General features: G+C 72.1%; 27 protein-coding genes. 9 read left to right on the plus strand and 18 right to left on the minus strand.

Annotated elements, in window-relative coordinates:
- Positions 1 to 17: 17 nt before the first annotated feature.
- Together galE and FHX81_RS12675 are read left to right on the plus strand one after the other, a co-directional pair.
- Entirely contained in the window at positions 18 to 995 is a 978-nt protein-coding gene (gene galE, locus FHX81_RS12670) for a UDP-glucose 4-epimerase GalE (protein ID WP_141978089.1), read from the plus strand.
- Positions 995 to 3,046 carry a S9 family peptidase gene (locus FHX81_RS12675; protein ID WP_141978091.1) on the plus strand — a complete coding sequence of 684 codons (2,052 nt, stop codon included), beginning with the start codon at positions 995 to 997 and terminating at the stop codon, positions 3,044 to 3,046. The genes galE and FHX81_RS12675 overlap by 1 nt, the downstream gene beginning before the upstream one ends.
- On the opposite strand, the gene FHX81_RS12680 is transcribed toward FHX81_RS12675, so the two are convergent.
- From FHX81_RS12680 to FHX81_RS12700, 5 genes are all read right to left on the minus strand, one after another.
- Positions 3,043 to 3,786 carry a phosphotransferase gene (locus FHX81_RS12680; RefSeq protein WP_170232033.1) on the minus strand — a complete coding sequence of 248 codons (744 nt, stop codon included), beginning with the start codon at positions 3,784 to 3,786 and terminating at the stop codon, positions 3,043 to 3,045. The two genes, FHX81_RS12675 and FHX81_RS12680, sit on opposite strands and share 4 nt — an antisense overlap.
- A 613-nt stretch (positions 3,787 to 4,399) precedes the next feature.
- Positions 4,400 to 5,428, minus strand: coding sequence for a DUF4192 domain-containing protein (locus FHX81_RS12685; RefSeq protein ID WP_170232034.1), 1,029 nt, complete (start codon positions 5,426 to 5,428; stop codon positions 4,400 to 4,402).
- Positions 5,429 to 5,543: 115 nt separating this feature from the next.
- Complete coding sequence (locus FHX81_RS12690) at positions 5,544 to 6,308, minus strand: M23 family metallopeptidase (protein ID WP_141978095.1); 765 nt, start codon at positions 6,306 to 6,308, stop codon at positions 5,544 to 5,546.
- Positions 6,309 to 6,430: 122 nt separating this feature from the next.
- Positions 6,431 to 6,943 (minus strand): M23 family metallopeptidase, encoded by a 513-nt coding sequence (locus tag FHX81_RS12695; protein ID WP_141978097.1) that lies wholly within the window; start codon positions 6,941 to 6,943, stop codon positions 6,431 to 6,433.
- Positions 6,944 to 7,035: 92 nt separating this feature from the next.
- A complete protein-coding gene (locus tag FHX81_RS12700) occupies positions 7,036 to 8,877 on the minus strand; it encodes a Xaa-Pro dipeptidyl-peptidase (RefSeq protein WP_141978099.1) in 1,842 nt (613 codons plus the stop codon).
- Between the two features lie 159 nt (positions 8,878 to 9,036).
- On the opposite strand from FHX81_RS12700, the gene add reads away from it, so the two are divergent.
- The gene (gene add / locus FHX81_RS12705) at positions 9,037 to 10,038 is read left to right on the plus strand and encodes an adenosine deaminase (protein WP_141978101.1); all 1,002 of its coding nucleotides are present in this window, start codon (positions 9,037 to 9,039) and stop codon (positions 10,036 to 10,038) included.
- On the opposite strand, the gene FHX81_RS12710 is transcribed toward add, so the two are convergent.
- Complete coding sequence (locus FHX81_RS12710; RefSeq protein ID WP_141978103.1) at positions 9,995 to 11,158, minus strand: MFS transporter; 1,164 nt, start codon at positions 11,156 to 11,158, stop codon at positions 9,995 to 9,997. The two genes, add and FHX81_RS12710, sit on opposite strands and share 44 nt — an antisense overlap.
- Entirely contained in the window at positions 11,158 to 12,060 is a 903-nt protein-coding gene (locus tag FHX81_RS12715; RefSeq protein ID WP_141978105.1) for an alpha/beta hydrolase, read from the minus strand. The genes FHX81_RS12710 and FHX81_RS12715 overlap by 1 nt, the downstream gene beginning before the upstream one ends.
- A 71-nt stretch (positions 12,061 to 12,131) precedes the next feature.
- Here FHX81_RS12715 and FHX81_RS12720 point away from each other — a divergent pair, with 71 nt between their 5' ends.
- Both FHX81_RS12720 and FHX81_RS12725 read left to right on the plus strand, forming a co-directional pair.
- Entirely contained in the window at positions 12,132 to 12,998 is an 867-nt protein-coding gene (locus FHX81_RS12720) for a LysR family transcriptional regulator (RefSeq protein ID WP_141978107.1), read from the plus strand.
- Entirely contained in the window at positions 12,995 to 14,215 is a 1,221-nt protein-coding gene (locus tag FHX81_RS12725; protein ID WP_141978109.1) for a family 4 glycosyl hydrolase, read from the plus strand. The genes FHX81_RS12720 and FHX81_RS12725 overlap by 4 nt, the downstream gene beginning before the upstream one ends.
- On the opposite strand, the gene FHX81_RS12730 is transcribed toward FHX81_RS12725, so the two are convergent.
- The 3 genes from FHX81_RS12730 to FHX81_RS12740 are packed head-to-tail and all read right to left on the minus strand — an operon-like array spanning position 14,203 to position 16,474.
- Complete coding sequence (locus tag FHX81_RS12730; RefSeq protein WP_141978111.1) at positions 14,203 to 14,835, minus strand: endonuclease V; 633 nt, start codon at positions 14,833 to 14,835, stop codon at positions 14,203 to 14,205. The genes FHX81_RS12725 and FHX81_RS12730 overlap by 13 nt on opposite strands.
- Positions 14,832 to 15,764 carry a DUF3500 domain-containing protein gene (locus tag FHX81_RS12735; RefSeq protein WP_141978113.1) on the minus strand — a complete coding sequence of 311 codons (933 nt, stop codon included), beginning with the start codon at positions 15,762 to 15,764 and terminating at the stop codon, positions 14,832 to 14,834. The genes FHX81_RS12730 and FHX81_RS12735 overlap by 4 nt, the downstream gene beginning before the upstream one ends.
- Positions 15,765 to 15,823: 59 nt before the next feature.
- Positions 15,824 to 16,474, minus strand: a complete 651-nt coding sequence (locus FHX81_RS12740; RefSeq protein ID WP_141978115.1) for a maleylpyruvate isomerase family mycothiol-dependent enzyme — start codon at positions 16,472 to 16,474, stop codon at positions 15,824 to 15,826.
- 62 nt (positions 16,475 to 16,536) lie between these two features.
- Here FHX81_RS12740 and FHX81_RS12745 point away from each other — a divergent pair, with 62 nt between their 5' ends.
- On the plus strand, positions 16,537 to 17,061 hold the full coding sequence (locus tag FHX81_RS12745; protein WP_211363477.1) for a CGNR zinc finger domain-containing protein: 525 nt from the start codon (positions 16,537 to 16,539) through the stop codon (positions 17,059 to 17,061).
- A gap of 42 nt (positions 17,062 to 17,103) precedes the next feature.
- On the opposite strand, the gene FHX81_RS12750 is transcribed toward FHX81_RS12745, so the two are convergent.
- From FHX81_RS12750 to FHX81_RS12760, 4 genes are all read right to left on the minus strand, one after another.
- Positions 17,104 to 17,532, minus strand: coding sequence for a CBS domain-containing protein (locus FHX81_RS12750; RefSeq protein ID WP_141978119.1), 429 nt, complete (start codon positions 17,530 to 17,532; stop codon positions 17,104 to 17,106).
- A 415-nt stretch (positions 17,533 to 17,947) separates the two neighbouring features.
- On the minus strand, positions 17,948 to 18,139 hold the full coding sequence (locus FHX81_RS12755; protein ID WP_141978122.1) for a hypothetical protein: 192 nt from the start codon (positions 18,137 to 18,139) through the stop codon (positions 17,948 to 17,950).
- Between the two features lie 31 nt (positions 18,140 to 18,170).
- Positions 18,171 to 18,323, minus strand: coding sequence for a hypothetical protein (locus FHX81_RS40490; RefSeq protein WP_170232035.1), 153 nt, complete (start codon positions 18,321 to 18,323; stop codon positions 18,171 to 18,173).
- A gap of 292 nt (positions 18,324 to 18,615) precedes the next feature.
- Positions 18,616 to 19,314: an EcsC family protein gene (locus FHX81_RS12760; protein ID WP_141978124.1), complete on the minus strand. Its 699-nt coding sequence runs from the start codon at positions 19,312 to 19,314 to the stop codon at positions 18,616 to 18,618.
- A gap of 48 nt (positions 19,315 to 19,362) precedes the next feature.
- Here FHX81_RS12760 and FHX81_RS12765 point away from each other — a divergent pair, with 48 nt between their 5' ends.
- The gene (locus tag FHX81_RS12765; protein WP_141978126.1) at positions 19,363 to 20,442 is read left to right on the plus strand and encodes an Rv2629 family ribosome hibernation factor; all 1,080 of its coding nucleotides are present in this window, start codon (positions 19,363 to 19,365) and stop codon (positions 20,440 to 20,442) included.
- A gap of 58 nt (positions 20,443 to 20,500) precedes the next feature.
- On the opposite strand, the gene FHX81_RS12770 is transcribed toward FHX81_RS12765, so the two are convergent.
- The 4 genes from FHX81_RS12770 to FHX81_RS12785 form a co-directional block, all read right to left on the minus strand.
- Entirely contained in the window at positions 20,501 to 21,349 is an 849-nt protein-coding gene (locus FHX81_RS12770) for an amino acid ABC transporter permease (protein ID WP_141978128.1), read from the minus strand.
- Positions 21,346 to 22,020 carry an amino acid ABC transporter permease gene (locus FHX81_RS12775; RefSeq protein ID WP_141978130.1) on the minus strand — a complete coding sequence of 225 codons (675 nt, stop codon included), beginning with the start codon at positions 22,018 to 22,020 and terminating at the stop codon, positions 21,346 to 21,348. Before FHX81_RS12775 ends, FHX81_RS12770 begins: the two co-directional genes overlap by 4 nt.
- Positions 22,021 to 22,096: 76 nt before the next feature.
- Positions 22,097 to 22,981: a glutamate ABC transporter substrate-binding protein gene (locus FHX81_RS12780; protein WP_141978132.1), complete on the minus strand. Its 885-nt coding sequence runs from the start codon at positions 22,979 to 22,981 to the stop codon at positions 22,097 to 22,099.
- A gap of 62 nt (positions 22,982 to 23,043) precedes the next feature.
- Positions 23,044 to 23,772 (minus strand): amino acid ABC transporter ATP-binding protein, encoded by a 729-nt coding sequence (locus FHX81_RS12785; RefSeq protein WP_211363805.1) that lies wholly within the window; start codon positions 23,770 to 23,772, stop codon positions 23,044 to 23,046.
- Between the two features lie 161 nt (positions 23,773 to 23,933).
- Here FHX81_RS12785 and FHX81_RS12790 point away from each other — a divergent pair, with 161 nt between their 5' ends.
- Together FHX81_RS12790 and FHX81_RS12795 are read left to right on the plus strand one after the other, a co-directional pair.
- Entirely contained in the window at positions 23,934 to 24,605 is a 672-nt protein-coding gene (locus FHX81_RS12790; RefSeq protein WP_141978136.1) for a response regulator transcription factor, read from the plus strand.
- Positions 24,606 to 25,985 carry a HAMP domain-containing sensor histidine kinase gene (locus FHX81_RS12795; protein WP_141978138.1) on the plus strand — a complete coding sequence of 460 codons (1,380 nt, stop codon included), beginning with the start codon at positions 24,606 to 24,608 and terminating at the stop codon, positions 25,983 to 25,985.
- Positions 25,986 to 25,988 lie beyond the last annotated feature (3 nt).

Raw genomic sequence — 25,988 nt, forward strand, 5'->3', positions numbered from 1 at the left:
GAAAGCGGGGATGCAGGGTGAAGTTGCTCGTCACGGGCGGTGCCGGGTACGTGGGCAGCGTCTGCGCGGCCAGGTTGGTGGAGTCTGGGCACGAGGTGGTCGTGCTGGACGACCTGTCCACCGGGCACGCGGACGCGGTGCCCGACGGCGTCCGGCTGGTCGAGGCGGGCATCGACGAGGCGATCGGTGACGTGCTCGCCGAGGGGGTGGGCGGCGCGGGCTTCGACGGCGTGCTGCACTTCGCGGCCAAGTCGCTGGTCGGCGAGTCCATGCAGGACCCGGCGAAGTACTGGCACGGCAACGTGGTGACCTCGCTGCGGCTGCTGGACGCGATGCGCGAGCACGGCACGCCGCGGCTGGTGTTCTCCTCCACCGCCGCGACCTACGGCGAGCCGGAGCGGGTGCCGATCGCGGAGACCGCGCCGACCCGGCCCACCAACACCTACGGCGCGACGAAGCTCGCGATCGACCACGCGATCACCTCCTACGCCGCCGCGCACGGCCTGGCCGCCGTGTCGCTGCGCTACTTCAACGTGGCGGGCGCGTACGGGCGGTTCGGCGAGCGGCACGGCGTGGAGACGCACCTGATCCCGATCGTGCTGCAGGTCGCCTCGGGCCGGCGGGACCGGGTGCAGGTCTACGGCGACGACTGGCCCACCGACGACGGCACGTGCGTGCGCGACTACATCCACGTCGTGGACCTGGCCGACGCGCACCTGCGGGCGCTGGAGCACGCGACCGCGGGCGAGCACCGCATCTACAACCTGGGCAACGGCCTCGGTTTCTCGGTCAAGCAGGTCATCGACGCCTGCCGCGAGGTGACCGGCCACCCGGTCCCCGCCGACGTGGCGCCGCGCCGGGCGGGCGACCCGGCGGTGCTCGTGGCCTCCAGCGAGAAGGCCCGCACCGAGCTGGGCTGGAAGCCGGAGCGGGTGGACCTGACCGGCATCGTGCGCGACGCGTGGGACTTCACCCGGTCACAACAGGGGGCGTGATGACGAGCAAGATCACCGAGGCCGGGTTCGGGGACCTGACCTCGTTCACCGAGATGCCGCGGATCTCCGGGCTGGCGCTGTCGCCCGACGGCACCCGGCTCGTCACCGCGGTGGCGACGCTGTCACCGGACCGCAAGGCGTGGCAGGGCTCGCTGTGGGAGGTCGACCCCGCCGGTGAGCGCCCCGCGCGGCGGCTGACCCGCGGTGCGAAGGGCGAGTCGGCCCCCGCGTTCACACCGGACGGCGCGCTGCTGTTCCTGTCCGCGCGACCCGATCAGGAGGCCAAGCCGGCCGACCGGGACAAGAAGGACAAGACCGCGCTGTGGCTGCTGCCGCCCGCGGGCGAGGCGCGCGAGCTGTGCCGCCCCGCCGGCGGCGTGTCGGACTTCGCGGTGGCCCGGGACGCGGGCACGCTGCTGCTGACCGCGAACGCGCACCCGGCCGCGGAGTTCGGCGAGCAGGACGAGGAGCACCGCAAGGCGCGTGAGGAGGCCGGGGTGACCGCGATCCTGCACGAGTCGTACCCGGTGCGGTACTGGGACTCCGACCTGGGGCCGAGCTTCCCCCGCCTGCTGGCCACCACGTCGCCGGTCGACGTGGACACCGCGCGCGTCGACCAGTCGGCGGACCTGGTCGACCTGACGCCCAACGCCGCCGCGCGGCTGGACGACTCGCCCGCCATCAGCCCGGACGGCCGGTGGGTCGTGCACACCGAGGGCGTCGAGGTGAGCGCGTCGTACGGCAAGCGGGTGCGGCTGCGGCTGGCGTCCACCGACGGCGCGACCGACCGCGTGCTGGCCGACCTCGACGGGCACTCGTTCCTGCAGCCGGTGTTCCTGCCGGACTCGTCGGGGATCATCGCGGTGCGGGCGCTGGACTCCACACCGGACCGGCCGTGGACGAACACGTTGGTGCGCATCGACCTGGAGTCGGGGTCGGTCGAGGAGTTGGCGGCGGAGTTCACCGAGGAGCCCGACCACCCGGTGGTGAGCCCGGCCGGTGACGCGGTGTACTTCACCAGCAGCCACCGGGGCCACCAGCCGATCTGGAAGCTCGACCTGGCGTCCGGCGCCGTGGTGAAGTTGACCGCGTCCGGCGCGTACACCGACGTGCGGATCAGCCCGGACGGCGCGTCGGTGTACGCGCTGCGCAGCGCCTGGGACCACCCGCCGCAGCCGGTGCGGCTGTCGGCGTCCGGGGTGGACCAGCAGGCCGTGCCGCTGCTCGCGCCCGGTGCGGTGGAGTCGGTGCCCGGCACGCTGACCGAGGTCGAGACGGTGGTCGAGGACGGCCGGACCGTGCGGGCGTGGCTGGTGCTGCCGAGGGGCGCGTCGGCCGAGCAGCCCGCGCCGTTGCTGCTGTGGGTGCACGGCGGTCCGGTGATGAGCTGGAGCGGGTGGAGCTGGCGCTGGAACCCGTGGTTGATGGCCGCGCGCGGGTACGCCGTGCTGCTGCCGGACCCGGCGCTGTCGACCGGGTACGGGCACGACTTCGTGCGCGCCGGGTGGGCGTCGTGGGGCGCGAAGCCGTACACGGACCTGATGGCGATCACCGACGTGGCGGTGCGGCGGGACGACGTCGACGAGTCGCGGACGGCCGCCATGGGCGGGTCGTTCGGCGGGTACATGGCGAACTGGATCGCCACGCAGACCGACCGGTTCAAGGCGATCGTGACGCACGCGTCCTTGTGGCACCTGGACGCGTTCACCGGGACGACGGACGACTCGTACTACTGGATTCGGGAGATGGGCGACCCGCTGCGGCAGGAGGACACCGTGCGGGCGAACTCGCCGCACCTGCGCGTGGCGGACATCAAGACGCCGATGCTGGTGATCCACGGCGATAAGGACTACCGGGTCCCGATCGGCGAGGGGCAACGGCTGTACTTCGACCTCGTGCGGCACGGCGTGCCGGCGAAGTTCCTGTACTTCCCGAGCGAGAACCACTGGATCCTGACGCCCGGCAACGCCAAGGTCTGGTACGAGACGGTCTTCGCGTTCCTGGCCGAGCACGTGCTCGGCGAACCGTGGCAGCGACCGGAACTCGTCTAGCGGAACAGGTCCCGGTTCGCGTTCGACCAGCGCACCCGCCGGTCGTACCGCTCCAACGCCCCCTCGCGCACCCACGTGCGCTGGGGTTCCAGCCCCCGGTCGGCGAGGGCTCGCACGTGCACCGCGTCGAGCCCTTGCCGACCGACGACCTCGTCCACCCAGGCCGCCACGGCGTCGGGGGTGGTGTCGTAGCCGTACGCGTCGAGGAACACCTCCATCCGGCGGCGGCGACCGGGCGGCACGTCGAACCCGTGCCACCGCAGCGCTTCGCTGTCGTCGCGGAACGGCGTGGCGTACTCCAACGCGTAGGCGACGTCGTAGCGCGCGGAGCCCGGGGCGGCGAAGTCGAAGTCGAGCAGGCCGACGGGCTCCAGCCCGCGCCAGACGACGTTCCACGGCCCGAAATCACCGTGGCAGACGACATCGCCCGCCGGGTACCGGAGCGCCCACTCCGCGTCGCGCGGCGGCACGAAGCTCCGCGTGGCGTCGTGGAAGTCGCGCAACAGCCGGGCGAACGCCCGAAGCCCCCGCTCCGGCACCACCCGTGCCCACCCGGCGGGACCCGAGTCACCCGGTATGTGCCCGACCACTTCACGGCCGGCTTCAACGGCCAGCGGCCGCGGCACCCGATCGAACCCGACGGCGTGCAGGTGTTCGAGCAACCCGTGCACGGCCGGCGTCCACCACGCGGCGGGCCGGTACACGCGGTCACCGATGATCTCGATCTTCCGCTCCCCCATTCACCGCACGTTAGGCATGGGCCGGTCGGCGCGCCGGCGCATTACGTGCCGACGGGCGGCAGCCGAGCAGCCGGCTGAGCTGAGCAATCACTACCTCCTGGGTGGTCGCGGACGGTCTCGAGAGCCGCCTGGTCGGGATCGGCCGGTGGGTCGGGTTCCTCACCGCACGTCGAGGTCGGCTCGGCAAGGCGGACACGACAAGGGAACGGGTGGAGGGAATGCGGCATGGGCAGCAGAGGCAGGCGGTGCGCCGGCCGGTGCGGGCCGGCGGGTGCGGTGGGCTGGGCCGGTCGAGGCAGTGGCGTGCGCGGGTAGGTGGCTGGTCGTCGATCTGTGGGTCGGAACGGCACGGCCGGTGATGGTCATCCGACGGGTGACGGGCAGACCGGCGGAACGCGGGCCGATGGCCGGTCGGGCGCGTTTGCGGCGATGGCTGGGGGGGTGGGTCGGTCGCTGTCCGATGAGTGCCGATGGGGTGGCTGTCGGGGTCGTGGGCGGATGCGTGAGCTGCGGTCGGCGGTGGGCGGGCCTTGTGAGTCGGTCGCGGTGGGCACATCGGCGGGCGGCCGGTGTGGCCGGTGGGGTGGGGAGGTGGGCGAGAGTCGGAGTGGAGTCAGGTGGAGGTGGTGGGTGGGGTGGTCCAGTCGGTGGCGGCGGCTTGTTCGGCCAGAAGGCGGATCTGGGTCGGGGAGAGGCCCGTGGTGAGAGCGGTGCGCAGGAGGCCGGCCAGGCGGTGGCCCGGGTGGGATTCCTCGGCTCGGTCCAAGGCCATGTAGGTCAGGGCGCCGTTGCCCCGGATGTAGGCGGAGAAGGCGAGGAGGATGGCTGGTTCCGCGCGTTCCGGCGAGGGGCACGCCCGGGTCAGTTCCAGCCACAGCGCCTCGGCGCTCCGGGCGTGATCGCCGACGCAGTGGGCGAGGCTCGCGTCCCTCGTCAGCGGGTTCGACAGGGCGTGGGCGAGGTCGGCGACCTCCTCGTCGGTCAACGGGCGCTTGCGCGTGCCCGCACGGAGCACCTCGGCGCGGACCAGGTCGAGGTCGCGCAGTGGCACGGTGTCGTCGTCCGGGAGCGGGTGGGTGGTGGCCAGGCGGTTGAGCAGGGCGGTGCGGCGGGACAGGGCTTCCGGCGGGTCCGGCGTCAGGAGGTCGCCCAGCGCCGCACGGCTCGGGTAGGTGACGTGGCCGTCCGCCGCCGACGCCGCGGCGAACGCCGTGCTCGACGGGTCCGGCACGGTGCCCGACGTGCCGACGTCGTGGTAGTCGAACCAGCGCTCGCCCTTCGCCGTGGCCCGCGTCCAGACCGCCAGCAGGAGCGGCACGCCCGCGACCCGCAGCGCCTCGTCCAGCTCGTCCACCAGCGCGTCGTGCGGCAGGTGCTCGGGCGGGTCACCGGAGCCGCCGCCCACCACCACGACCACCGCGTCATCACCCCGGGACCCGGCCAGCGGCTCGACCAGTCGCGCCGCCAAGCGGTGCCGGGCGCCGGGCGGCGGCAGGTCGATGCGCAACGTCATCGCCACGTCGTGGTCGTGCACCACCAGGAGCACCACCGAGTCGAACGGGTGGAAACCCAGCAGGTGCGGCACGGCGGCGATCAGGTCGCCCGGGTCGCGCAGGCGGGTCGGGGGCAGGAGCTTCGTCATGGGAACGACGATGGCCGAGCGCGTCGGGGGACGCCGGCGGCGATCGCCGATCTGTGGACAACTCGGAGAAGGCCGCCCCCGGCACATCCGAGGGCGACCCGCGACCTGGGGAAACTCAGCAGCTGGGTGCCACTTGACCGTCCGAACCTGTGTACACGTACGCATCGGAGATGTAACCGGCCCCGATCTTGTCCCACAGGTTGGTGGTGCCGTACTTGCCGGTGATCGTCTGGCCCTGCGTCTGGCAGCTGATCGTCACCGTCGCGCCGTTCGCCACCGAGCCGACGGCCGCGTACTGCGTCCCGGGACCCGACCGGACCGTCACCGACGCCCCGCTGTCCGTGCCGACCGTGCCGGTCACCCCGCTCGTGCCGCAGGAGTTGCGGCTGGTGTAGCTGCGCGTGCCCCAGTAGTAGATCTGCGTCCCGTTGAACTTGATCTTCTGGTCGACGCCGTTGAGCCGCTGCTCGTAGTGCAGGTGCGGCCCGGTCGACCCGCCCGTCGTGCCGACGTTGCCGATCTTCTGGCCGATCCGCACCGACTGCCCGACGCTCACGCTCTGCGCGGACAGGTGCGCGTACCGGGTCCGCCAGCCGGCACCGTGGTCGATCTCGACCCACCGGCCGTAGCTGGTGCTGCCCTCGTTCGCGACCCGCGTCACCGTGCCCGCCGCCGAGGCGACCACCGGGTCGCCGTCGTCGTTCGCCCGGTTGAAGTCCACCGAGTTCGCGGGGCTGTGGTTGGTGCGGGTCTGGCCCTCCCACACCTGGTTGCACGGGAACGGCACCTGGAAGTTGGGCGCCGCGACGGCCTCGCCCTGCGTGAGGACGAGGCCGATCAGCGGCGCCACCAGGGCCGTGACGAACACGCGTCGGCTCATCTGCCACCTCCTTGACGACTGGGAGCGGTCATCCGACCACGCCCGGCCGTTCCAGTGGAAGACTTACCAGACGTCGAGACAGTGAATTAGTTGCTAACCACTCAGACGGAGCAACAGCCGTCTCAGCAGTTGCGGCTGGTGTAGTTGCGCGTGCCCCAGTAGAGGATCTGCGAGCCGTTGAACACGATCTTCTGCGCCACCCCGTCGAGCCGCTGCTCGAAGTGCAGGTGCGGCCCGCTCGAACCGCCGGTCGTACCGACGTCGCCGATGCGCTGCCCCTTCGACACGGCCTGCCCGACGCTCACCCGCTGCACGGACAGGTGCGCGTACCGGGTCCGCCACCCGCCGCCGTGCCCGATCTCGATCCACCGGCCGTAGCTGGTGCCGCCCTCGTTCTCCACCCGCGTCACCGTGCCCGCGGCCGACGCCACGACCGGGTCGCCCAGGTCGTCGACCCGGTTGAAGTCCACGGCGTTGGCCGGGCTGTGACCCGTCCGGGTCTGCCCCTCCCACACCTGGTTGCACGGGAAGGGCATCTGGAACGCGGGCGCCGCGGCGGCCTCGCCCTGGGTGAGGGCGAGGCCGACCAGCGGCGCGACCAGTGCCGTGACGAAAACGCGCCGAGTCCGGCTCATCTGCCACCTCCTTGACGACTGTGCCGCAGATCCGACCACAACCGCACCCGTCAGTGGAAGACTTACGAAGTAGACGCTTCGTGAATTAGTTTCTAACCAACCGATCGGCGCAACGCGGCGAGTCCACCGACCACGGGCAGTTGCACCACGGTCCGGGTGAGGTCGACCGACAGCCCCGCGCCGGGCTCGGGCCGCAGCGTGTAGTCGTAGTCGGAAGAGATCAACACGAATTCGACGCGGTGACCAGACGGGACCACGTAGTCGTTCGGCTCCAGCTCCACCTCGACCCGGTACCGCTTGCCCGGCTCGACCGGCTTGGTCAGCGATGGCGACACCCGGTTCTGCGGGTCGGTCCACCCCCGCGTGATCACGTGCGACGTGCCGTCCGGCGCGCGGTCCACCAGCAGCGCGGTCACGTTGGCCGCGGGCCGGTCGAACGAGATCGCCAGGTCGACGCGGGCCGTGCCGGAGAACCGGACCGGCACGGTGGTCGGCCGCGTGGTGTACGACAGCCGGTTGCCGGAGCTGGGCAGGTCCACCAGGTCCTCGGCGAGCTTGGACGAGTCGTCGCGCAGCGACTCCACCACGGCGTTGCCGGGCACGGACTCGAACCGCAGCGCGCCCTTGGCCGTGCCGCCCGCCCACGGGTACACGCGGGCCTTCGACGTGCCGGGAGCGGGCCAGTCGGCCTCGTCCACCCACGTGGTCCTGTCCTCGCGCTGGATCGTGGCCTTGGGCTCGCGCTCGATGCCGTTGTCCACGCCGTACAGGTAGTGGCTGAACCAGCGGTTGATCGTGCGCCGCCACTCGACCGAGCGCAGCGTGTCGGGGTCGGTGTGCCCGGACTGGTGCAGCCAGATCTTGTGCTCCACGCCGTGGCGCCGCAACGCGTCGTACCACTGCGCGACGTGCTTGACCTTGACGTTCCAGTCGCTCAACCCGTGCACGGCCAGCACCGCGGCCCGCACCTTCGAGGCGTCCTTGACGTAGTTCCGCTCGTCCCAGAACTCGCTGTAGTCACCGGTCACCCGGTCCTGCCGGGCGGCCACCTCGGCGATCACCGGCTTGCAGATCTCCCGGTCCTCGCGCGTGTAGACGTACTCCGCCAGCACGTCGAGGTCCTCGCCCTGGAACGTGCCGGGCGCGACCACCGCGCCGTCGGCCCGGTAGTAGTCGTACCAGCTGGAGATGGCCGCGATGGGCACGATGGCCTCCAGCCCCTCGACGCCGGTGGCGGCCACCGCGTTGGGCAGCGTGCCGTTGTACGACACGCCCATCATGCCGACCTTGCCGGTGGTCCAGCCCGCCACGACCGGCGCACCCGCCGCGTCACGCGCGGTGGCGCGGCCGTTGAGCCAGTCGACCACGGACCGCGAGCCGATGGTCTCGTTCTCCCCGCCCGAGGTGGGGCAGCCGGACGACTTGCCGGTGCCCAGCGACTCGGCGTAGACCATGGCGAAACCGCGGGCGAGGAAGTAGTCCTCGTAGCGCCCGGACCGGATCGGCGCGGGGTTGGGCCCGACGGCGGCGGCGATCCGCTCGTCCGCCTGCGCCTTGAGCAGCGAACCGTCGCGCTTGTCGTACCCGCCGCGCCGGTTCGGCACGTACAGCTCCACGTCGACGTCGTGGTTGGCCACGTCGTTGCCGCCGGAGAAGTACGGGCTGTTGAAGAACACGACCGGGACCTTGAGCCCGCGGTCGGTGGCCTTCTGCCGCACGACCTCGGTGTAGACCTCGTCGTCGTGCCCGTCGCGGTCGCTGTCGACCGGCGCCCGGACCCACACGCTCTCGCGCACCACGTCCTTCGGGTCGAAGACGGGTTGCGCCTCGCCGCCGACGAACACCGGGCCCTCCGCCGCGCCCTCGGCCACGGCGGGCGTGAGCCCCAACGTGACCAGGGCGGCGAGCACCGCGGCTCTCCGTGCACCCTTCACGACCGAACCCCCATCATGTGTAGGACAGGTTTGCGGCTGACCCTCCCCCGCGCCACAACCCCTGTCAAGGGCGTCCAAAGTCCACAGTGGACATAACCCGAAGACCCGACGAACGGCCCCTTGACCAGCGACGGAGACCTGTGCAGACTCGCCCGAGCCATGCGTGACTTCATCGCCGCGCTGCCCAAAGTGGAGTTGCACGTCCACCTCGTCGGGTCAGCCTCCCCCGCCACCGTCCTCACCCTCGCCCGCCGGCACCCGCAGCACGGGGTCCCCACCGACGAGGCCGAGCTGCTCCGGTTCTACGAGTTCACCGACTTCGGCCACTTCATCGACGTCTACGCGGCGGTGAACGACCTGGTCACCACGGGCGAGGACGTCGCCGCGCTGGTGCTGGGCCTGGCCGAGGAGCAGGCGCGGCGCAACGTCCGCTACGCCGAGGTGACCGTGAGCGCGACCAGCCACCTGCGGGCCGGCATCCCGCCGGAGGAGCTCGACGACGCCCTCGCCACGAGCCGCGCGCGGGCGAAGGCCGAGCACGGCGTCGAGCTGGCGTGGGTGTTCGACATCCCCGGCCTGTGGGACCGGGACTACGGCCTGACCAGCGCGAAGTACGCGGTCGCGCACCGGCCGCCGGGCACGGTCGGCTTCGGCCTGGGCGGGTTCGAGGCGGACGCGCCGAGGCGGGCGTTCCGCGAGGCGTTCGCCGTGGCCCGGGACGCGGGCCTGCACTGCGTGCCGCACGCGGGCGAGACCACGGGCCCCGACCAGGTCCGGGAGGCGCTGGACGAGCTGCGCGCCGAGCGGATCGGCCACGGCGTCAACGCCGTGCACGACCCGGAGCTGCTGCGCCGGCTGGCCGCCGAGGGGATCACGCTGGAGGTCTGCCCGACCTCGAACCTGCGCACGGGGGCGGTCAAGGCCATCGAGGACCACCCGCTGCCGAGGTTCCTGGACGCGGGCGTGCCGGTGACCCTGGCCACCGACGACCCCGGCATGTTCCACACCGACCTGGACCGCGAGTACCTGCTGTGCCACGAGGTGTTCGGCCTGGGCGAGTCGGAACTGGCCGAACTGGCCCGCACCGGGGTGCGGGCCGGTTACGCGCCCGACGAGCTCAAGCGGTCACTGCTGGCCGAGATCGACGCGCTCGGCCGCTGACACCGCTCGCCACCGCCACGCCGAGCGCGGCCAGCGCCATGGCCGCGCCCACCCAGTTGGGCGCGGTGTAGCCGAAGCCGGCGTCGATCGCCACGCCACCGAGCCACGCGCCCGCCGCGTTGCCGAGGTTGAACGCGGCGATGTTCGCCGCCGACGCCAGCGCGGGCGCGCCCGACGCCTGCTCCAGCACCCTGGCCTGCAACGGCGCCACGGTCGCGAACCCGAAGACGCCGAACACCGCGATCGTGACCACCGCGGTCACGGCCCAGTGCGCCGTGACCGCGAACACCGCCAGCACCACCGCGAGCGCACCCAGGAACGCGTACAGGCTCGGCATGAGGCGGCGGTCCGCCGCACGCCCGCCGACCACGTTGCCCACGCACAACCCGGCACCGAACAGCACCAGCAGCCACGTCACCGCGCCCGGCGAGAACCCGGCCACCTCCGTCATCATCGGCGCGACGTAGGTGAACGACGCGAACACCGCGCCGAACCCGAGCGCCGTGGTCAGCAGCGCCGCCCACACCCCCGGCCGGCGGAACACCGCCAGCTCGCCGCGCAACCCGGTGGACGGCGGCTGCGGCGGCACCAGCGCCACGATCCCCGCCAACCCGGCCACGCCCAGCGCGGTCACCGCCCAGAACGTCGAGCGCCAGCCCAACTCCTGCCCCAGCGCGGTGCCGGCCGGCACGCCCAGGACGTTCGCCGCGGTCAGCCCGGTGAACATCATCGCGATCGCCCGGGCCCGCCGGTCCGGCGCGACGAGCCCCGCCGCCACCACCGAGCCGACGCCGAAGAACGCGCCGTGGCACAGCGCCGCGACCACGCGTCCCACCATCAGCACCGCGTAGTCGTCGGCCACCGCGCACACGAGGTTGCCCAGGATGAACAACGCCATCAAGCCGACCAGGAGCTGCTTGCGCGGCAGCCCCGACCCGCCCGCGGTGATCAGCGGCGCGCCGACCACGACGCTGAGCGCGTAGCCGGACACCAACAGCCCGGCGGCCGGGATCGAGACCCCGAGATCACCCGCCACCTGCGGCAACAGGCCCACGATCACGAACTCGGTGGTGCCGATGCCGAACGCGCCGACGGCCAGCGCGACCAACGCGGGCGGCATCATCGGGCACCGAGCCAGGTCCGCAGCTCGCCCAGCAGCACGCGGTAGGAGTCGAGCACCCCGTCCATCAACACGAACGGGTGAATCGTGCCGTCGATCCGGCGCAGCCGCACCGCCACACCGGCCGCGTCCAGCTTCGCCGCGTACCGCTCGCCGTCGTCACGCACCGGGTCGTGCTCGGCCACGGCCACGAACGTGGGCGGCAGCCCCTCCACCGCGGCCCGCAGCGGCGCGGCGAGGTCGGTGACCCCGGAGGAGCCGAGGTAGTGCGACCAGAACCACCGCATCGTGCCGGTCGACAGCGCGTAGCCGGTCTCGTGCTCCACGTAGGACGGGGTGGTGAAGTCGACGTCCAGCGCCGGGACCACCAGCACCTGGAACGCGAGGTCGAGCGCACCGCGGGCCCGCAGCGCCACCGCGGCGGCGAGGTTGCCGCCGGCGCTGTCGCCCATCACGCCGATCCGCGCCGGGTCGACGTCCACCGACGCGGCGTGCTCGAACAGCCACGCCGTGGCCGCGTACGAGTCGTCCAGCGGCACGGGGAACGGGTGTTCCGGAGCCTTCTGGTAGTTCACCGCGAACACCGCGTGCCCGGTGGCGTTGGCCAGCGCGCGCAGCGCCACGTCGTAGATGTCGAGGTTGCAGGTCACCCAGCCGCTGCCGTGCAGGAACACGATCGCGGGGAACGGCCCGTCACCCTCGGGGTGGTAGAGGCGGGCGGGCAGGTCGGCCGTCGGTCCGGGCACGAAGAGGTGCGCGACGCGGGCCACCGGCTCCGGCGTGCCCTGGAACGCCAGGAACCCCCGTTGCGCCCGCCGTGCCTCGAAGACGCTCAGCTCCTCCAACGCGGGCGCGCCGGCCAGTTCCTCCAGCACCACCCGCGCCTGTTCGTTCAATACCATGAACCGATCATCCGATGACCTGCATTGATAAGTCCAAGGCATGTTCTTTCTGACGTCCATAAACTGACGTCATGAGCCTCCGGCAGTTCGAATACCTGATCACGGTCGTGGACGAGGGCTCCTTCACCCGCGCCGCGGAGTCGCTGCACGTCACGCAGCCCGCGCTGTCCCACCAGATCCAGGCGCTGGAACGGGTCGTGGGCGCCCGGCTGCTCGACCGGCTGCCCCGCGCCGTCCGCCTCACACCCGCGGGCCGCGCCTGGCTGCCGCACGCACGTGCCGCTCTGGCCGAGGCGGAGCGCGCACTCACCGCCGCACGGCGCACAGCGGGCGTGGAGTGCGGCGAGCTGCGCGTGGCCACGCTCTACTCGCTCACCCTCGGCGTGCTGCCGCCCGTGCTCCGGTGCTGGCGCGCGGAGCACCCGGACGTGCGCATCCGCCTGTTCGAGCACCGCCACGCCGACGAGCTGCGCGAGGCGATGGCGGACGGGCAGGCCGACCTCGCCCTCGGCCCCGAGCCCGCGAACTGGACCGGTTTCCGGCAGCGGCTCGGCGTGGAGGAGTTCGTGGTCGTCCTACCGCCCGACACGCACCACCGCGAGCCGATCGACCTGCGGGAACTCGCCGACGTCGGGTGGGTGCACTACGCGCCGGGCAACGGCCTGGCCGACCTGGTCGACGCGGCCTGCGCGGAGCGGGGCTTCCAGCCGGCCGCGGCCGTGCGCACCGAGCAGACCGCGGCGGCGCCCGTGCTGGCCGCCTCCGGGCTGGGGCCCGCGCTCGTGCCGCGCAACATCGTGCCGGAGACGTTCGACGGCGCGGTCCTGCGCACCGATCCCCCGGTGCGGCGGACCCTCGTCGCGTACGCGCACAAGACCCCGGACCCGCTCGCGTCGGCCTTCGTGGCCTTGCTCGCCGAGGCAGGATGGGACGCATGAGGCTGGTCATCCTGGGCGGCGGCGGCTTCCGCGTGCCGCTGGTGCACAAGGCGCTGGACGAGCACATCACCGAGGTGGTGCTGCACGACGTGGACGCGCACCGGCTGCACGCGATCCGGAGGGTCCTGCGGGACGGCCCGCCGGTCACCGCCACCACGGACCTGGACGAGGCGCTGCGCGGCGCCGACTTCGTGTTCTCCGCGATCCGGGTGGGCGGCCTGGCCGGACGGGCGATCGACGAGGAGGTGGCCCACGCGCACGGCGTGCTGGGCCAGGAGACCGTCGGCGCGGGCGGCATCGCGTACGGCCTGCGCACCGCCCCGGTGGCGGACGCCATCGCCCGGCGCATCGTTGAAGTCGCGCCGCGGGCGTGGGTGGTCAACTTCACCAACCCGGCCGGGCTGATCACCGAGGTCATGGCCCGCCACCTGGGCGGGCGCGTGATCGGGATCTGCGACTCGCCGCTGGGCCTGTGCCGCCGCGTCGCCGAGGCCCTCGACCTGGAGGACCCGACGTTCGACTACGCGGGCCTGAACCACCTCGGCTGGCTGCAAGGCGTCCACGTGGGCGCGGAGAACCTGCTGCCGCGGCTGCTGGCCGACGACGAGGCGCTGGCGGGCTTCGAGGAAGGCCGGCTATTCGGCGCGGAGTGGTTGCGGGCGTTGGGCGTCATCCCCAACGAGTACCTGCACTACTACTACTCGACGCGTGAGGCGTTGGGCGACAACCGCGGTGCTTTCCTGCTCGGCCAACAGCAGCGCTTCTACGACGGTGAGGTGGACTGGGAGACCACGCGGCTGGAGCGTGAAGCGACGTACATGGCCCAGGAACGCGAGCGCGACAGCGTCGAGGGCGGAGGTTACGAGCACGTGGCGATGGCGTTGATGCGCGCCATCGCGGACAACGGGACGACGACGCTGATCCTCAACGTGCCCAACAACGGCACCCTGTCCGCTGTGGACGACCAAGCGATCGTCGAGGTGCCGTGCGAGGTCGACGCGACGGGTGCACGTCCCCTGCCGGTGAGCCCGCTGCCCGACCACGCGGCCGGTCTCGTCACGTCCGTCAAAGCGGTGGACCGGCTGGTCATGGAGGGCACGCGGTCGGCCGCGCTCAAGGCGTTCGCCCTGCACCCGCTGGTCGACTCGGTCGCCACCGCACGCAGCCTGCTGGACACCTACGTGCGGCGGCACCCGGAACTGGCCTACCTGAGCTGAGCCCGGCCCAACGCGTCGGAACGCCGGGTCGTCTCCGGCAGCCGCGTCACGCACAGCCGCAGCACCTCGGCGCACGCCCGGTCGAGGTCGATGCGGTGCCCCACGGACACGAACACCGGCTTCACGCCCTCGCGCGTCCGCAGCGCCCGACCCACCACCTCGCCGTCGTCCACCAGGTCCGAGTGCGCGCCGCGCACGTCGTCGGGCATGTCGAACCGGCCCATCGGCGTCTTGGCCACGCCGACGCTCGGCAGGCCGGTCACCACCCCGAGGTGGCAGGCCAGCCCGAACCGCCGCGGGTGCGCCAGCCCCTGGCCGTCGCACACCAGCAGGTCCGGCGGCACGGTCACCTCCTCCAGCGCCTCCAGCAACGACGGCAGCTCCCGGAACGCGAACAGCCCCGGCACGTACGGGAAGTCCGCCTTGCCCATCACCACGACCGAGTCGACGGTCGCCAGCGACTCCGCGTCCAGCACCACGACCACCGCGGCCACCCGGTCGTCGTCGGCGTAGGACACGTCCAACCCGGCGACGTGCCGCACCACCAGCCCGGGATCGGTCACCTCCGACACGAGGGGCCGCAGCCGTTCCTGCTCGGCGATCGCCTCCTCGGGCGTCACGGGTGCCTCACCGACGCGCGGTGCGCCGCCAGCAGGTCCTCGCCGAAGTCGCCGGACCGCCGTCGCCACACCGAGTGCGCGTGGTTGGCGTCGTTGTCGGTGTTGTCGTACTCGATCAGCAGGTCCGGTCCCTGGATCCGGTAGTAGTGCCCCTGGCCGCGCTTGTCCGAGCCCTCCCAGGAGAAGTGCAGCCGATCGGGGTCGAGGGCGTCGAACTCCTCGTCGGCCAGGTCCCCGGTCAACCGGTCGAGGTAGTACCGCACCAGCCCGACGAGCAGCCCGCGTGACGCCCGGTCGAGTTGGGCGGGCGTCACGCCGACGGGCTCCAGGTCACCGATCCGGCGCGCGTTGCCGGTCTTGAGGTCCGGCGGCGGGGCGTCGGCGACCACGGCCAACCCGCGGGCCGTGCGCCCCATCCGGTCCAGCAGCTCGCGGGCCAGCTCCTCCTCCAGCCCCAACGGCTGCAGCACCGTGCGGCCCCGGTACGTGGTGCGGGCCGGGTTCGCGCCGAGGAAGAACGGGGTGGCCGAGACACGTCCTTCGGCCACCACCACGCTCACCGACAGGTGGTGCCCCTCGACCCGCCAACCCCACGGCTCGTCACCGGGCTCGCCCAGCAGCACGGTCCAGTAGTCGCCCTGGTGCCGGTCGCGGGTGCCGCCCTCGCGGTCGTCCAGCACGTCCTCCAACGCCATGATCGCGGTCGTCTGGGCGTAGGCGTGCGGGCTGAGCACGCACGACAGCAGCCGGTGCACGGCTTTGCGCTGGTCACGGGTCAGCCCGCCGTACTCGATCCCCGGCCGCACGCCCGGCGTGTACGCCCAGCGCGTGCGCAGGCCGTCGGCCATGCTCCCCACCGCCGCCGCACGTTGCCCGTCGTCCAACAGGTCGAGGAAGCCCTTGGTGGCCTCGGCGATCTCGCGCAGCATCACTCGAACCTATCCGCCTGCGGGTCGTGCGGCAGCAGGTGCCCGTCGTGCCCGGCCGGTCACGGCCAGGGCTTGAGCGCGGGCCGCGCACCGGTGATCGGCCCGTCCGGCTCGCGGCCCGCGAGCCACGCGGTCAGGTCGGTGTGCGCGCCGGTCAGCGTGACGTCCTCACCCTCGCCGATCGTCCACCGCCGTTGCGGCGACACCAGGCCGAGCCGGACGCCGTCGGGCACGCGCGCGGACAGGAAGTCCACGGCGTGGTCGCAGAACTCGACCGACCACGTGACGGGCCGCAGGTCGAGGTCGCGCGTGTGGATCTCGACCTCGCGCCAGACGCCGTAGGCGGTGCCGATCAGCGTGCCGTCGCGGTAGAAGACCGGCGTGTCCCAGTCCCGCACGCCCGCCCACGCCTTGGCCAGGCGAGCGGCCGCGTCGGCGATCGCGGCCCGGTGCTCCGCCGCGGTCCGGCCGGCGCCCGCCTCGATCGCGGCGTCGCGCGCGGGCCGGCCACCGGGGTAGGGCTCGACCCTCGTGCCCTCGTGCTCGGCTTGGCCCGCCAGGGCGACGGTGACGTTGGCCAGGTGCGCCAGCACGTGGCCGCGGGTCCAGCCGGGCAGCACCGACGGCTGCGCGACCTGCTCGTCGGTGAGGTCCTCGATCACGGCGGCCAGCCTGCGGTGGGCGTCCAGCGCGCGCTCCTGGATCGTCACAACTCCCCCTAATGGTTAGTCAACTCAAACCCGTTAGGGAACCTATCACTAGACTGGCTCGGGTGGCACTGGCGCTGGAGTTCGCGAGCACGGTCCGGCACGACGGGCACGGCGGGCTCACCGACGACCTGGGCACGCCGGAGGGCTTCGCCGCGTGGGCCGGGGTCCCGGCGGACGAGGAGCTGCGGTTGCGGGTGGTGGAGCTGCGCTGGGCCGTCCGATCGCTGTTCGCACGCGTGGCGCAGGCCGGGGAGCGCATGGACACGCCGCACCTGATGGACTTCGAGCGCGCGCTGGCGATCGTCAACGACGCCGCCGCGCGGGTGCCGCGTGCGGCGCAACTGGACTGGGAAGAGCAGCCGCGGCTGCGGTACGTGGACTCCGCCGGCGCGGGCGACCGCCTGACGGCCGCGTTGGCGACGGCGGCGATCGAGTTCCTGGCCGGCGGTGCGCGGACGGACCTGCGCGCCTGTCCCGCACCCCGGTGCGTCCGGTACTTCGTGAAGGCCCACCCCCGGCAGGAGTGGTGCAAGCCCTCGTGCGGCAACCGGGCCAGGGTCAGCCGGCACTACCACCGCGGTCGCTGAAGACCGCGCGGACGCCCGTGCACGCCCGCGCGGCCGGAGCGGTCAGCCCTGCGCGATGTACGCGGTCAACTGGTCGTGGTCTTCCTGCAACTGGCTGATCCGGCTCTTCACCACGTCGCCGATGCTGACGATGCCGACCAGCTCGCCACCGTCGACCACCGGCACGTGCCGGATGCGCCGCTCGGTCATCAGCACCGTGAGGCTGTCCACCGAGTCACGCGGGGTGCAGGTGAACACCTCGCTCGTCATGATCTCCGAGACCGGCGCGGCCAGCAGGTCGCCGCCCCGGTCGTGCAGCCTGCGCACGACGTCCCGCTCGGACACGATCCCGGCGATGCCCTCGGGCCCGAGCACGACCATCGCGCCCACGTTGTGCTCGGCCAGCGCCGCGACCAGCTCGGCCACCGACGCTCTCGACTCGACCGTGACCACGGCCGACCCCTTGTTGCGCAACACGTCAGCGATCCTCATGGGCGCCTCCCGATCTCCGCCGGACCCGGTTGCTACCCACCTCAGGCTAGTTCGCCGGCCACGTGATCGGCAGGCCACGCGCCCGATGAGAGCACCGTGCCGTCAGCCGCCCGGCGGTCACGAGTACGCCGAGCGCGGCGATCTCCACGCGGGGCCCCGGGACCATCACCCGCTCGGAGCAGCGGCTGCCCCGGCCGCGCCGTCACCCGGCCGGTCGACCCCGCCGAACGGGTAATCGAGGGTCGGTCGACGCCGGGGCGGGACGCCCCGCCCGCAGGCGACAGCACGCCACCATCCACATCGGACCGCATCGGCATGCCGTCGCGGACCAGGCGGCCGGACACCGCGCAGCACCGTCGCGGGCACGTGCTCGTACCCGCGACGGCGCTCCGGTCCGGCCGACCGGTGCCGCCGGTCAGCCGCCGCTGGTGCGCCGGAACACGCGTCGTCCCACGAACGTGTTCTGGTGCGGCCGGCCCGGGACCTTGTTCACGCCGTCGTTCTTCTGGGCGTGACCGCGGCGGGCCGCGCGGTTGAGCGGCACGGCGGGCTGCTCCGGCTGGTCCTGCTCGCCGTCGTCGGCCTGCGGAACGTCCTGAGTGGTCATGTCTACCTCCTGGGTGTGGCGAAGTCGCTGGTCAGCGACGCCGCATGGCGTACTGGCGCGGGTTGGCGACAGCGCGTCCGCCGCCGAAGCGCGGGTGCACCGCGCCGTTCGAGCGGGCGCCGCGGCGTGCGGCGCGGTTGGTCGGCTGGTCGTCGTGTGGCGGTTCGTTGCGCATGGTGGGCATGCGATCGCCTCCTCGGTGTTCGAGGCGTGCAAAGGGCTACGACCCGTGGTTCGACACGGTCGCGAGAAGAGCCGCTAAGGCCACCAGGAGAAGGGCGCGGCACGGCCCGAGGCCGGTGCGGCGCGCTGGAGGAAGAAGTCCTCAGAGGTAGATCTGGAAGAACATGGTCATGACCGTAGCGCGGTTCACGCCACGACGCCAATCATTTCCCACCGCGCCCGCCCCGACCACACCACGCCCACTCCGTCACCGTCACCCACCCGAGCGACTGCGAGCGCCTTCGTCGGGCCGATCACTCGCTGACGTCGACGACCTCGCCGTCGATGAAGGTGCCCTCCACGACCGCCGGCAGCTCCTCGCGCTCGGTGAAGAAGCGGGAGGCGAAGGCGCCCACCGCCCGCGTCGTGACGGCGTCGAACGTGCCGCCGATGACCCCGCCGACCAGCGGCACGCCCTTGGCCAGGGTCACGGTCGCCTTGCTGGTGCCGTACTTGGCCAGCAGCGTGAAGCCGACGCGCTTGTTGATCTCCCGGATGAGCTGGACCGGGATGCGCTCGATCAGGTTCATGGTGAGCTTGGAGCCCACCTTGATGCCCGCCTTCTTCAGCAGCTCGGTCCCCGCGTTGCCCAGCAGGCACACGAGGATCGCCGTCTGCACCTCGTCGCTGTCCAGGTCGTGCCCGTGCACGGCGGCGATCGAGGCGATCAGGTGCGTCTGCACCAGGTAGGACGCCGTCAGGTTGGCGGGCAGCGTCACCGGCAGCGTGATCAGGCCGCCGATGTTCGTCGCGAAGCCCTGCACGCCCGCCGCGGCCACGTGCGTCCGGATCAGGTGCTTGACCGCCTCCTGCGGTGTGAGCCCCTTGTCCAGGGCCTCGGCCGCCATCTGCTGCGCGCCCTTGAACGGTCCGAACCCGTTGATGCCCACCTTGAGGAGGTGGTCGACGGCGTTCTGCTGCACCCTGGTGATCGCACCCGGTTCGTCCACCATGCCCCTGAGGTTACGCGGCCCGCGATCGGGTAGCCGAGGCCAATGGACATGTCTTCGTTGGGAGAGCTGGTCAGGCAACGCGGCCCGTTCGCGTCGGTCTACCTGGACGCCTCGCACGACACCGAGGACGCGGCCAAGGCGATGGAGCTGCGCTGGCGCGGGGTGCGTGACGAACTGGCCCGGCAGGGCGCGGACGACGCGACGCTGCGGGCGATGGACGGACCGGCGCTGACGCCGGTCACGGGCAAGGCGGGCCGGGCGCTGATCGCGGCGCACGGCAGGCTGCTGCTGGACCGGGTGCTGCCCCGCCCGCCCGCCGCGGACACCGTGCGCTGGTCCGACCTGCCGCACCTGCTGCCGCTGGCGTCGTCGCTGCAAGCGGACGTGCCGCACGTGGTCGTCCTCGCCGACAAGGTCGGGGCGGACCTGCACGGCCACGACGGCCGGGGCGAGGTCTCCGCCGAGGTCCGGGGCGAGGACCACCCGGTGCACAAGGTGCGCGGCGGCGGGTGGTCGCACCTGCGCATGCAGCACTCGGTCGAGGAGAACACCAAGCGCAACGCCGCCCGCATCGCCGAGGAGGTCGACCGGCTGGTGACCCGCATCAACGCCCGCCTGCTGATCCTGGGCGGCGAGGTGCAGGCGCGCGCGGGCATCAAGGAGGAGCTGAGCACGCGCTGCCGGGACGTGCTGATCGAGGTCGAGGGCGCGAGCCTGGGCGACGGCGCGGACGACCGGGCGTTCGACGACGCCGTGCAGGCGCTCGTCGCCCAGTACCAGGCCGACCTGGACAACGACGTGCTGGAGGAGTTCACCGCCGAGTCGAACCGGTCGGGCGGCCGGGCGGTGCAGGGCCTGGAGCCCGTGGTCGAGGCGCTGCGCGAGGCCAACGTGGCCGCGCTGCTGGTGGCCGACCCGGCGCTGGGCGACCGCACGGTGTGGTCCGGCGAGGACCCGGCCCAGGTGGCGCTGCGCGAGTCGGAGCTGCGGGGGCTGGGCATCGAACGGCCCGGTGAGCACCGCGCGGACGAGGCGCTGGCCATCGCCGCCACCGCGACCGGCGCGCAGGTCCTCGTCACCCGCCACGCGTCGCTGTTCGAGGGCGTCGGCGCGCTGCTGCGCCACTAGTCCGCGGTAGCGGGGTCGCGCCGCGCTCGCACGTGTCGAGCGCGGCGCGACCCGCCCGTCAGACCGCCGCCGCGACGACGTCCTCGGCCGGCTTCTTCTCCAGCTCGACGACCTTCTTGTCGCGCCGGCTGCGCTTCTCCAGGTACGTCGCCAGCCACGTCAGCAGGAGGCACATGGAGATGTAGATCACGGCCACCACGATCGTCACCGGGATCAGCGGCCGGCCGAACTCGAAGTAGCTGCCGATGTCGCGGGCGAAGTCCAGCAGCTCGTCGTAGGTGATCAGGAAGCCGAGCGCGGTGTCCTTGAGCAGCACGACGAGCTGGCTGATGATCGCCGGCAGCATCGCCCGCACCGCCTGCGGCAGCAGCACGTAGTTCATCACCTGCGTCTTGCGCATGCCCACCGCGTAGGCCGCCTCGCTCTGCCCGCGGGGCAGGGACAGCACGCCGGCGCGGAACACCTCGGCCAGCACCGAGCCGTTGTAGAGCGTCAGGCCGAGCACCACCGAGTAGAACGGCGCGCCCAGGGACAGGCCGTAGTGGAACACGAAGATCAGCACGACGAGCGGCACCGCGCGGAACAGCTCGACGACCAGCATCGACGGCACGCGGATGACCTTGTGGTCCGAGAGCTGGCCCGCCGCGAAGATCGCGCCGAACAGCAGCGCCAGCACCGCGCCCGCGCCGAACGCCTTGAGCGTGTTCATCAGCGCGCCGAGCAGGTCGAGCTGGACCTTCTCGTACTGGATCCAGGTCCACTTGCGGCCGTCGAACTGGCCGCTCTCGGCGAACCGGAAGATCACGAAGCCGACCACCCCGACCAGCACGGCGACGGCGAGGACCGCGTACAGGCGGTGGCGCAGCCGGGCGCGAGGCCCGGGGACGTCGAACAGGACCGAGCTCATCGGGCGATGCTCCACCGCTTCTCGAGGCTGCGTTGCAGCAGGGTCATGGGGATGACGAGCACGATGAAGAACACCGCGACCCACAGCAGGCCGATCAGCTGGTTCTCCCCGCGCTCGGACAGGTTGGCGCTGATGGAGCCCGCCTGGAACACCGAGAAGCCCGCCGCGATGGTGGTGTTCTTCAGCAGGGCGATCATCGTGCTCACCATCGGCGGCACGACCGCGCGCGTGGCCTGCGGGAGCACCACGGAGGTCAGCATCTGGCCGAACGTCAGCCCCAGGGCGCGGGACGCCTCCGCCTGGCCGACCGGCACGGTGTTGATGCCCGACCGCACGACCTCGCACACGAACGCCGACGTGTAGAGGGTCAGCGCCATGAGGGCCGCGGAGAAGTAGTAGCTGGCCGCCGAGCCGCCGAACGTGTCCGCGCTCACGATCTCGAGCAGCGGGAACGCCAGGGCGAAGAAGAAGAACACGAGGGTGAGCGGGGTGTTGCGGACGAGCGTCACGTAGGTGGCGCCCATGGCGCGCATCACGGGGACCGGCGCGACCCGCAGCATCGCCAGGATCGTCCCCAACACCAGCGACCCGACCGCGGAGATCAGGAACAGCTCGACGGTGTTGAGGAACCCGGGCCCGTACAGGTCGAGGTTGTCGAGCAGGACGTCCATCGGCTTCCTCGGCTAGGTGGTGTGGTGTGGGTGCGGCCGGCCGCCGGAGCACCGACGACCGGCCGCGGTGACGTGATCAGTAGCGCTCGAGCACGGGCTTGTCGGTCGTCGAGCCCGACTTGCCCAGGGTCGCGTCGTAGGCCGCCTGCCACTCGCCGCCGTCGAGGGCGGCCTGCAGGATGTCGTTGACCTTGTCGCGCAGGGCCTTGTCGTCCTTGGGCAGGCCGATGCCGTAGGGCTCGTTCGAGAAGGGCTCGCCGACGACCTTCAACGTGTCGGGCGACTGCGAGGCGTAGCCCTTCAGGATCGCGTCGTCGGTGGTGACGGCGTCGACGGTGCCCTGCTCCAGCTGCTCGACGCACAGCGAGTAGGTCTGGAGCTCCACGATGTTCTCCGGCTCGGTCAGCCCCTCGGACTTGACCTTCTGGATCGGCGTGGAACCGGTCACCGAGCAGACCTTCTTGCCCTTGAGCGAGTCCTTGCCGGTGATCGCGCTGTCGTCCTTCTTCACCAGGAGCGACTGGCCCGCGGTGAAGTACGGGCCGGCGAACGCGACCTGCTCCTTGCGCTTGGCGTTGATCGTGTAGGTGCCGACGTAGTAGTCCACGTCACCGTTGATCAGGGCCTGCTCGCGACCGGCGGACGGGATCGCCTTGAAGTCGATCTTGTCGTCGCCGTAGCCGAGCTTGGCGGCGACCAGCTTCGCGATCTCGATGTCGAAGCCGGTGAACTTGCCGCTGGTCGGGTCCTTGTAACCCAGGCCGGGCTGGTCCTCCTTGACGCCGATGACGACCCGGCCGCGAGACTTGATCTTGTCGAAGGTCGGCGAGCCGTCGACCTTCACGTCGGCGGCCACCTGCTGCGAGGGCGCGCCGGTGTCGCCGGGGCCACCCTCCTTGCCGCATGCCGTCAGGGCGAGGCCGCCGGCCAGCAGCGCCACCGCAAGGGTGCGAACCCTCATCGTCCTTCTCCTGCTCTTGTTCGGTAGAGCGGCGCCAGGCTCAGCGCCGCGGTCGTGGGACTTCAGTGGGTCAGGATCTTGCCAAGGAAGTCCTTCGCGCGGTTGGACTTCGGCGCGGAGAAGAACGACTCCGGCGTCGAGTCCTCGACGACCTCGCCGTCGGACATGAAGATGACCCGGTCCGCGGCCTTGCGGGCGAAGCCCATCTCGTGGGTGACCACGAGCATGGTCATGCCCTCCTTGGCCAGGGTCGTCATCACGTCCAGCACCTCCTGGACCATCTCGGGGTCCAGCGCGGAGGTCGGCTCGTCGAACAGCATCACCTTGGGCCGCATCGCCAGGGCGCGGGCGATCGCCGCGCGCTGCTGCTGCCCGCCCGACAGCTGGGCGGGGAACTTCTCCGCCTGGTTCGCGATGCCGACCCGCTCCAGCAGCTCCATGGCCGTCTTGCGGGCCTGGGCCGCCGGGGTCTTGCGGACCTTCACCGGCGCGAGCATCACGTTGTCGACGATGCTCTTGTGGGCGAACAGGTTGAACGACTGGAACACCATGCCCACGTCGGCGCGCAGCCGGGCGAGCTCCTTGCCCTCGGCGGGCAGCGGCTGGCCGTCCACCTCGATGACACCGGACTCGATCGGCTCCAGCCGGTTGATCGTGCGGCACAGCGTGGACTTGCCCGACCCGGACGGCCCGAGCACCACGACGACCTGCCCCTTCGGCACCTCCAGCGTCACGCCCTTGAGCACGTGCAGGGGTCCGAAGAACTTGTCCACGCCCGCCATCCGGATCATCGGCGGAGCAGGAGTGGCGGCGGTCATCAGTCCTCCAGTAGGGGTTCCTGAGCGATGGCGGAAACCTAGGTGTGAATCACCACACCAGTCCAGGCGGTTGAGCAAGACTTAGGGTCTCAACTCTGTCACAGGGTGGCGACACTTATCGGGGAGGCTCCACGGTGCGGGTGCTGTTGGTCGAGGACGACGACCGGGTGGCAGAAGCGCTGGTGCCGGCGCTGACGCGACGCGGTTTCACGGTGGATCGACAGGCCACCGGTCGGGGGACACTCGATCGGCTGACCGGGGTCGACGTGGTGCTGCTCGACCTGGGCCTGCCCGATGTGGACGGTGTCACGCTGTGCCGGCACATCCGGGCGGCGAGCGACGTCGCGATCATCGTCGTGTCGGCCCGCGGCGAGATCGACGACCGCATCCTCGGCCTGCACGCCGGCGCGGACGACTACCTGGTCAAGCCGTACGACGTGGGTGAGCTGGTGGCCCGCGTGCACGCGGTGCGGAGGCGGCGCGGCGACCCGGTCGGCGCGGGCGGCACCGGCACCGAGGTGTTCGAGGTGGCCGACGTGCGGGTCGACCTGGCCCGGCACGAGGTCACCGTGGCGGGTGAACCGGTGGCTCTGTCACGCAAGGAGTTCCAGGTGTTGGCGCTGGTGGTGGCGGCGGGTGGCGCGGTGTGCACCCGGGAGCGCATCCTGGCCGAGGTGTGGGGACGCACCTGGGCGGGGGCCAACCGGACCCTGGATGTGCACGTGGCCACGTTGCGGACCAAGCTCGGGCGTCCTTCGTTGCTGGAGACGGTGCGCGGTGTCGGGTACCGGTTGAGCGGGGGCTGAGTGCGGTCGCGGCTGCTGGGCATCGTGTTGACGCTGGTCGTGCTGGTGCTGCTCGGCCTCGGCGTCCCGCTGGGCCGCGGCATGGCCCAAGCCGAGCAGCAGGAGATGTTCCTCGACCGGCTCACCGACACCACCAGGTTCGCGTCGGTGGCGCAGCGGCCGTTCATCGACGACCAGCCCGAGGTGCTCAAGCCGGAGCTGCGCCGCTACCACGAGCTGTACGGCATCCGGGTGGCCCTGCTGGGACGGGACGGGCAGGTGGTCGCGGCGTCGTCGGACGACGTGGACGTGTCCGCGCCCGAGGTCGCCGACCTGGTGCGCGGCGCGCTGGCCGGTCGCCAACCGGTCGCGCCGGAGCTGGTCATGCCGTGGGAGTCGACCGAGCTGGTGCTGGCCGAGCCGGTGCTGGAGGCGGGCGAGGTCCGGGGCGCGGTGGTCACGTTCTCGCCGACGTCGAAGACCCGGGGCGAGGTGCTGCTGTGGTGGTCGGTGCTGCTCGGCGGCAGCCTGCTGGTGCTCGTGCTGGGCGTGTTCGTGGCGTTGCCGCTGGTCCGGTGGACGTTGCGGCCCGTGCGGCGGTTGGACGACGCGACCGGGCGGCTGCTGGCCGCCGTGGTGTCCGGGCAGCCGGTGGAGCCGGTCGGCAGCTCCGACGGGCCGCCGGAGCTGCGCCAGCTGTCGCGGTCGTTCGACCAGATGGCCGCCAACGTGGGCGACGTGCTGGCCGCGCAGCGCGCGTTCGTCGCCGACGCCTCGCACCAGCTGCGCAACCCGTTGACCGCGCTGAAGCTGCGTCTGTCCAATTTGGAGGACCACGTGGCCGGTGACGGCGCGGCGCACCAGGCGGCGGCGCTGGACGAGGCCAACCGGCTCAACCGGATCCTGGACGAGCTGCTGTCGATGGCGCGGGCGGGCGCGCCGTCGGTGGACCCGGTGCCGGTGGACGTGGACCGGGCGGTGGCCGGCCGCCTGTCGGCCTGGCAGCCCGCCGCGGCGGCCCGTGACGTGCACCTGGTGCTGGACGGCGAGCCCGGCGGCCGGGCGCTCGTGCCGCCGCGCGGCGTGGAGACCGTGCTCGACGCCCTGCTGGACAACGCGCTGAAGTTCACCTCCGACGGCACCCTCGTGCGCGTCGACGTGCGCAGGCGCGACGGCGTCGTGCGGCTCTCGGTGCAGGACGAGGGTCCGGGCCTGGCACCGGAGGAGCTGGACCGCGCCACGGACCGGTTCTGGCGCAGCCCGGCCCACCAGAACGTGCAGGGCTCGGGCCTGGGGCTGGCCCTGGTGCGGCAGATCGTGGAACGGGTGAACGGCTCGATCCGGTTGGACTCGCCGGACGGCGGCGGCCTGCGGGTGACGGTCGGGTTCCCGGCCGTCTGAACC

It is taken from the genome of Saccharothrix saharensis (assembly GCF_006716745.1).
GTDB lineage: Bacteria > Actinomycetota > Actinomycetes > Mycobacteriales > Pseudonocardiaceae > Actinosynnema > Actinosynnema saharense.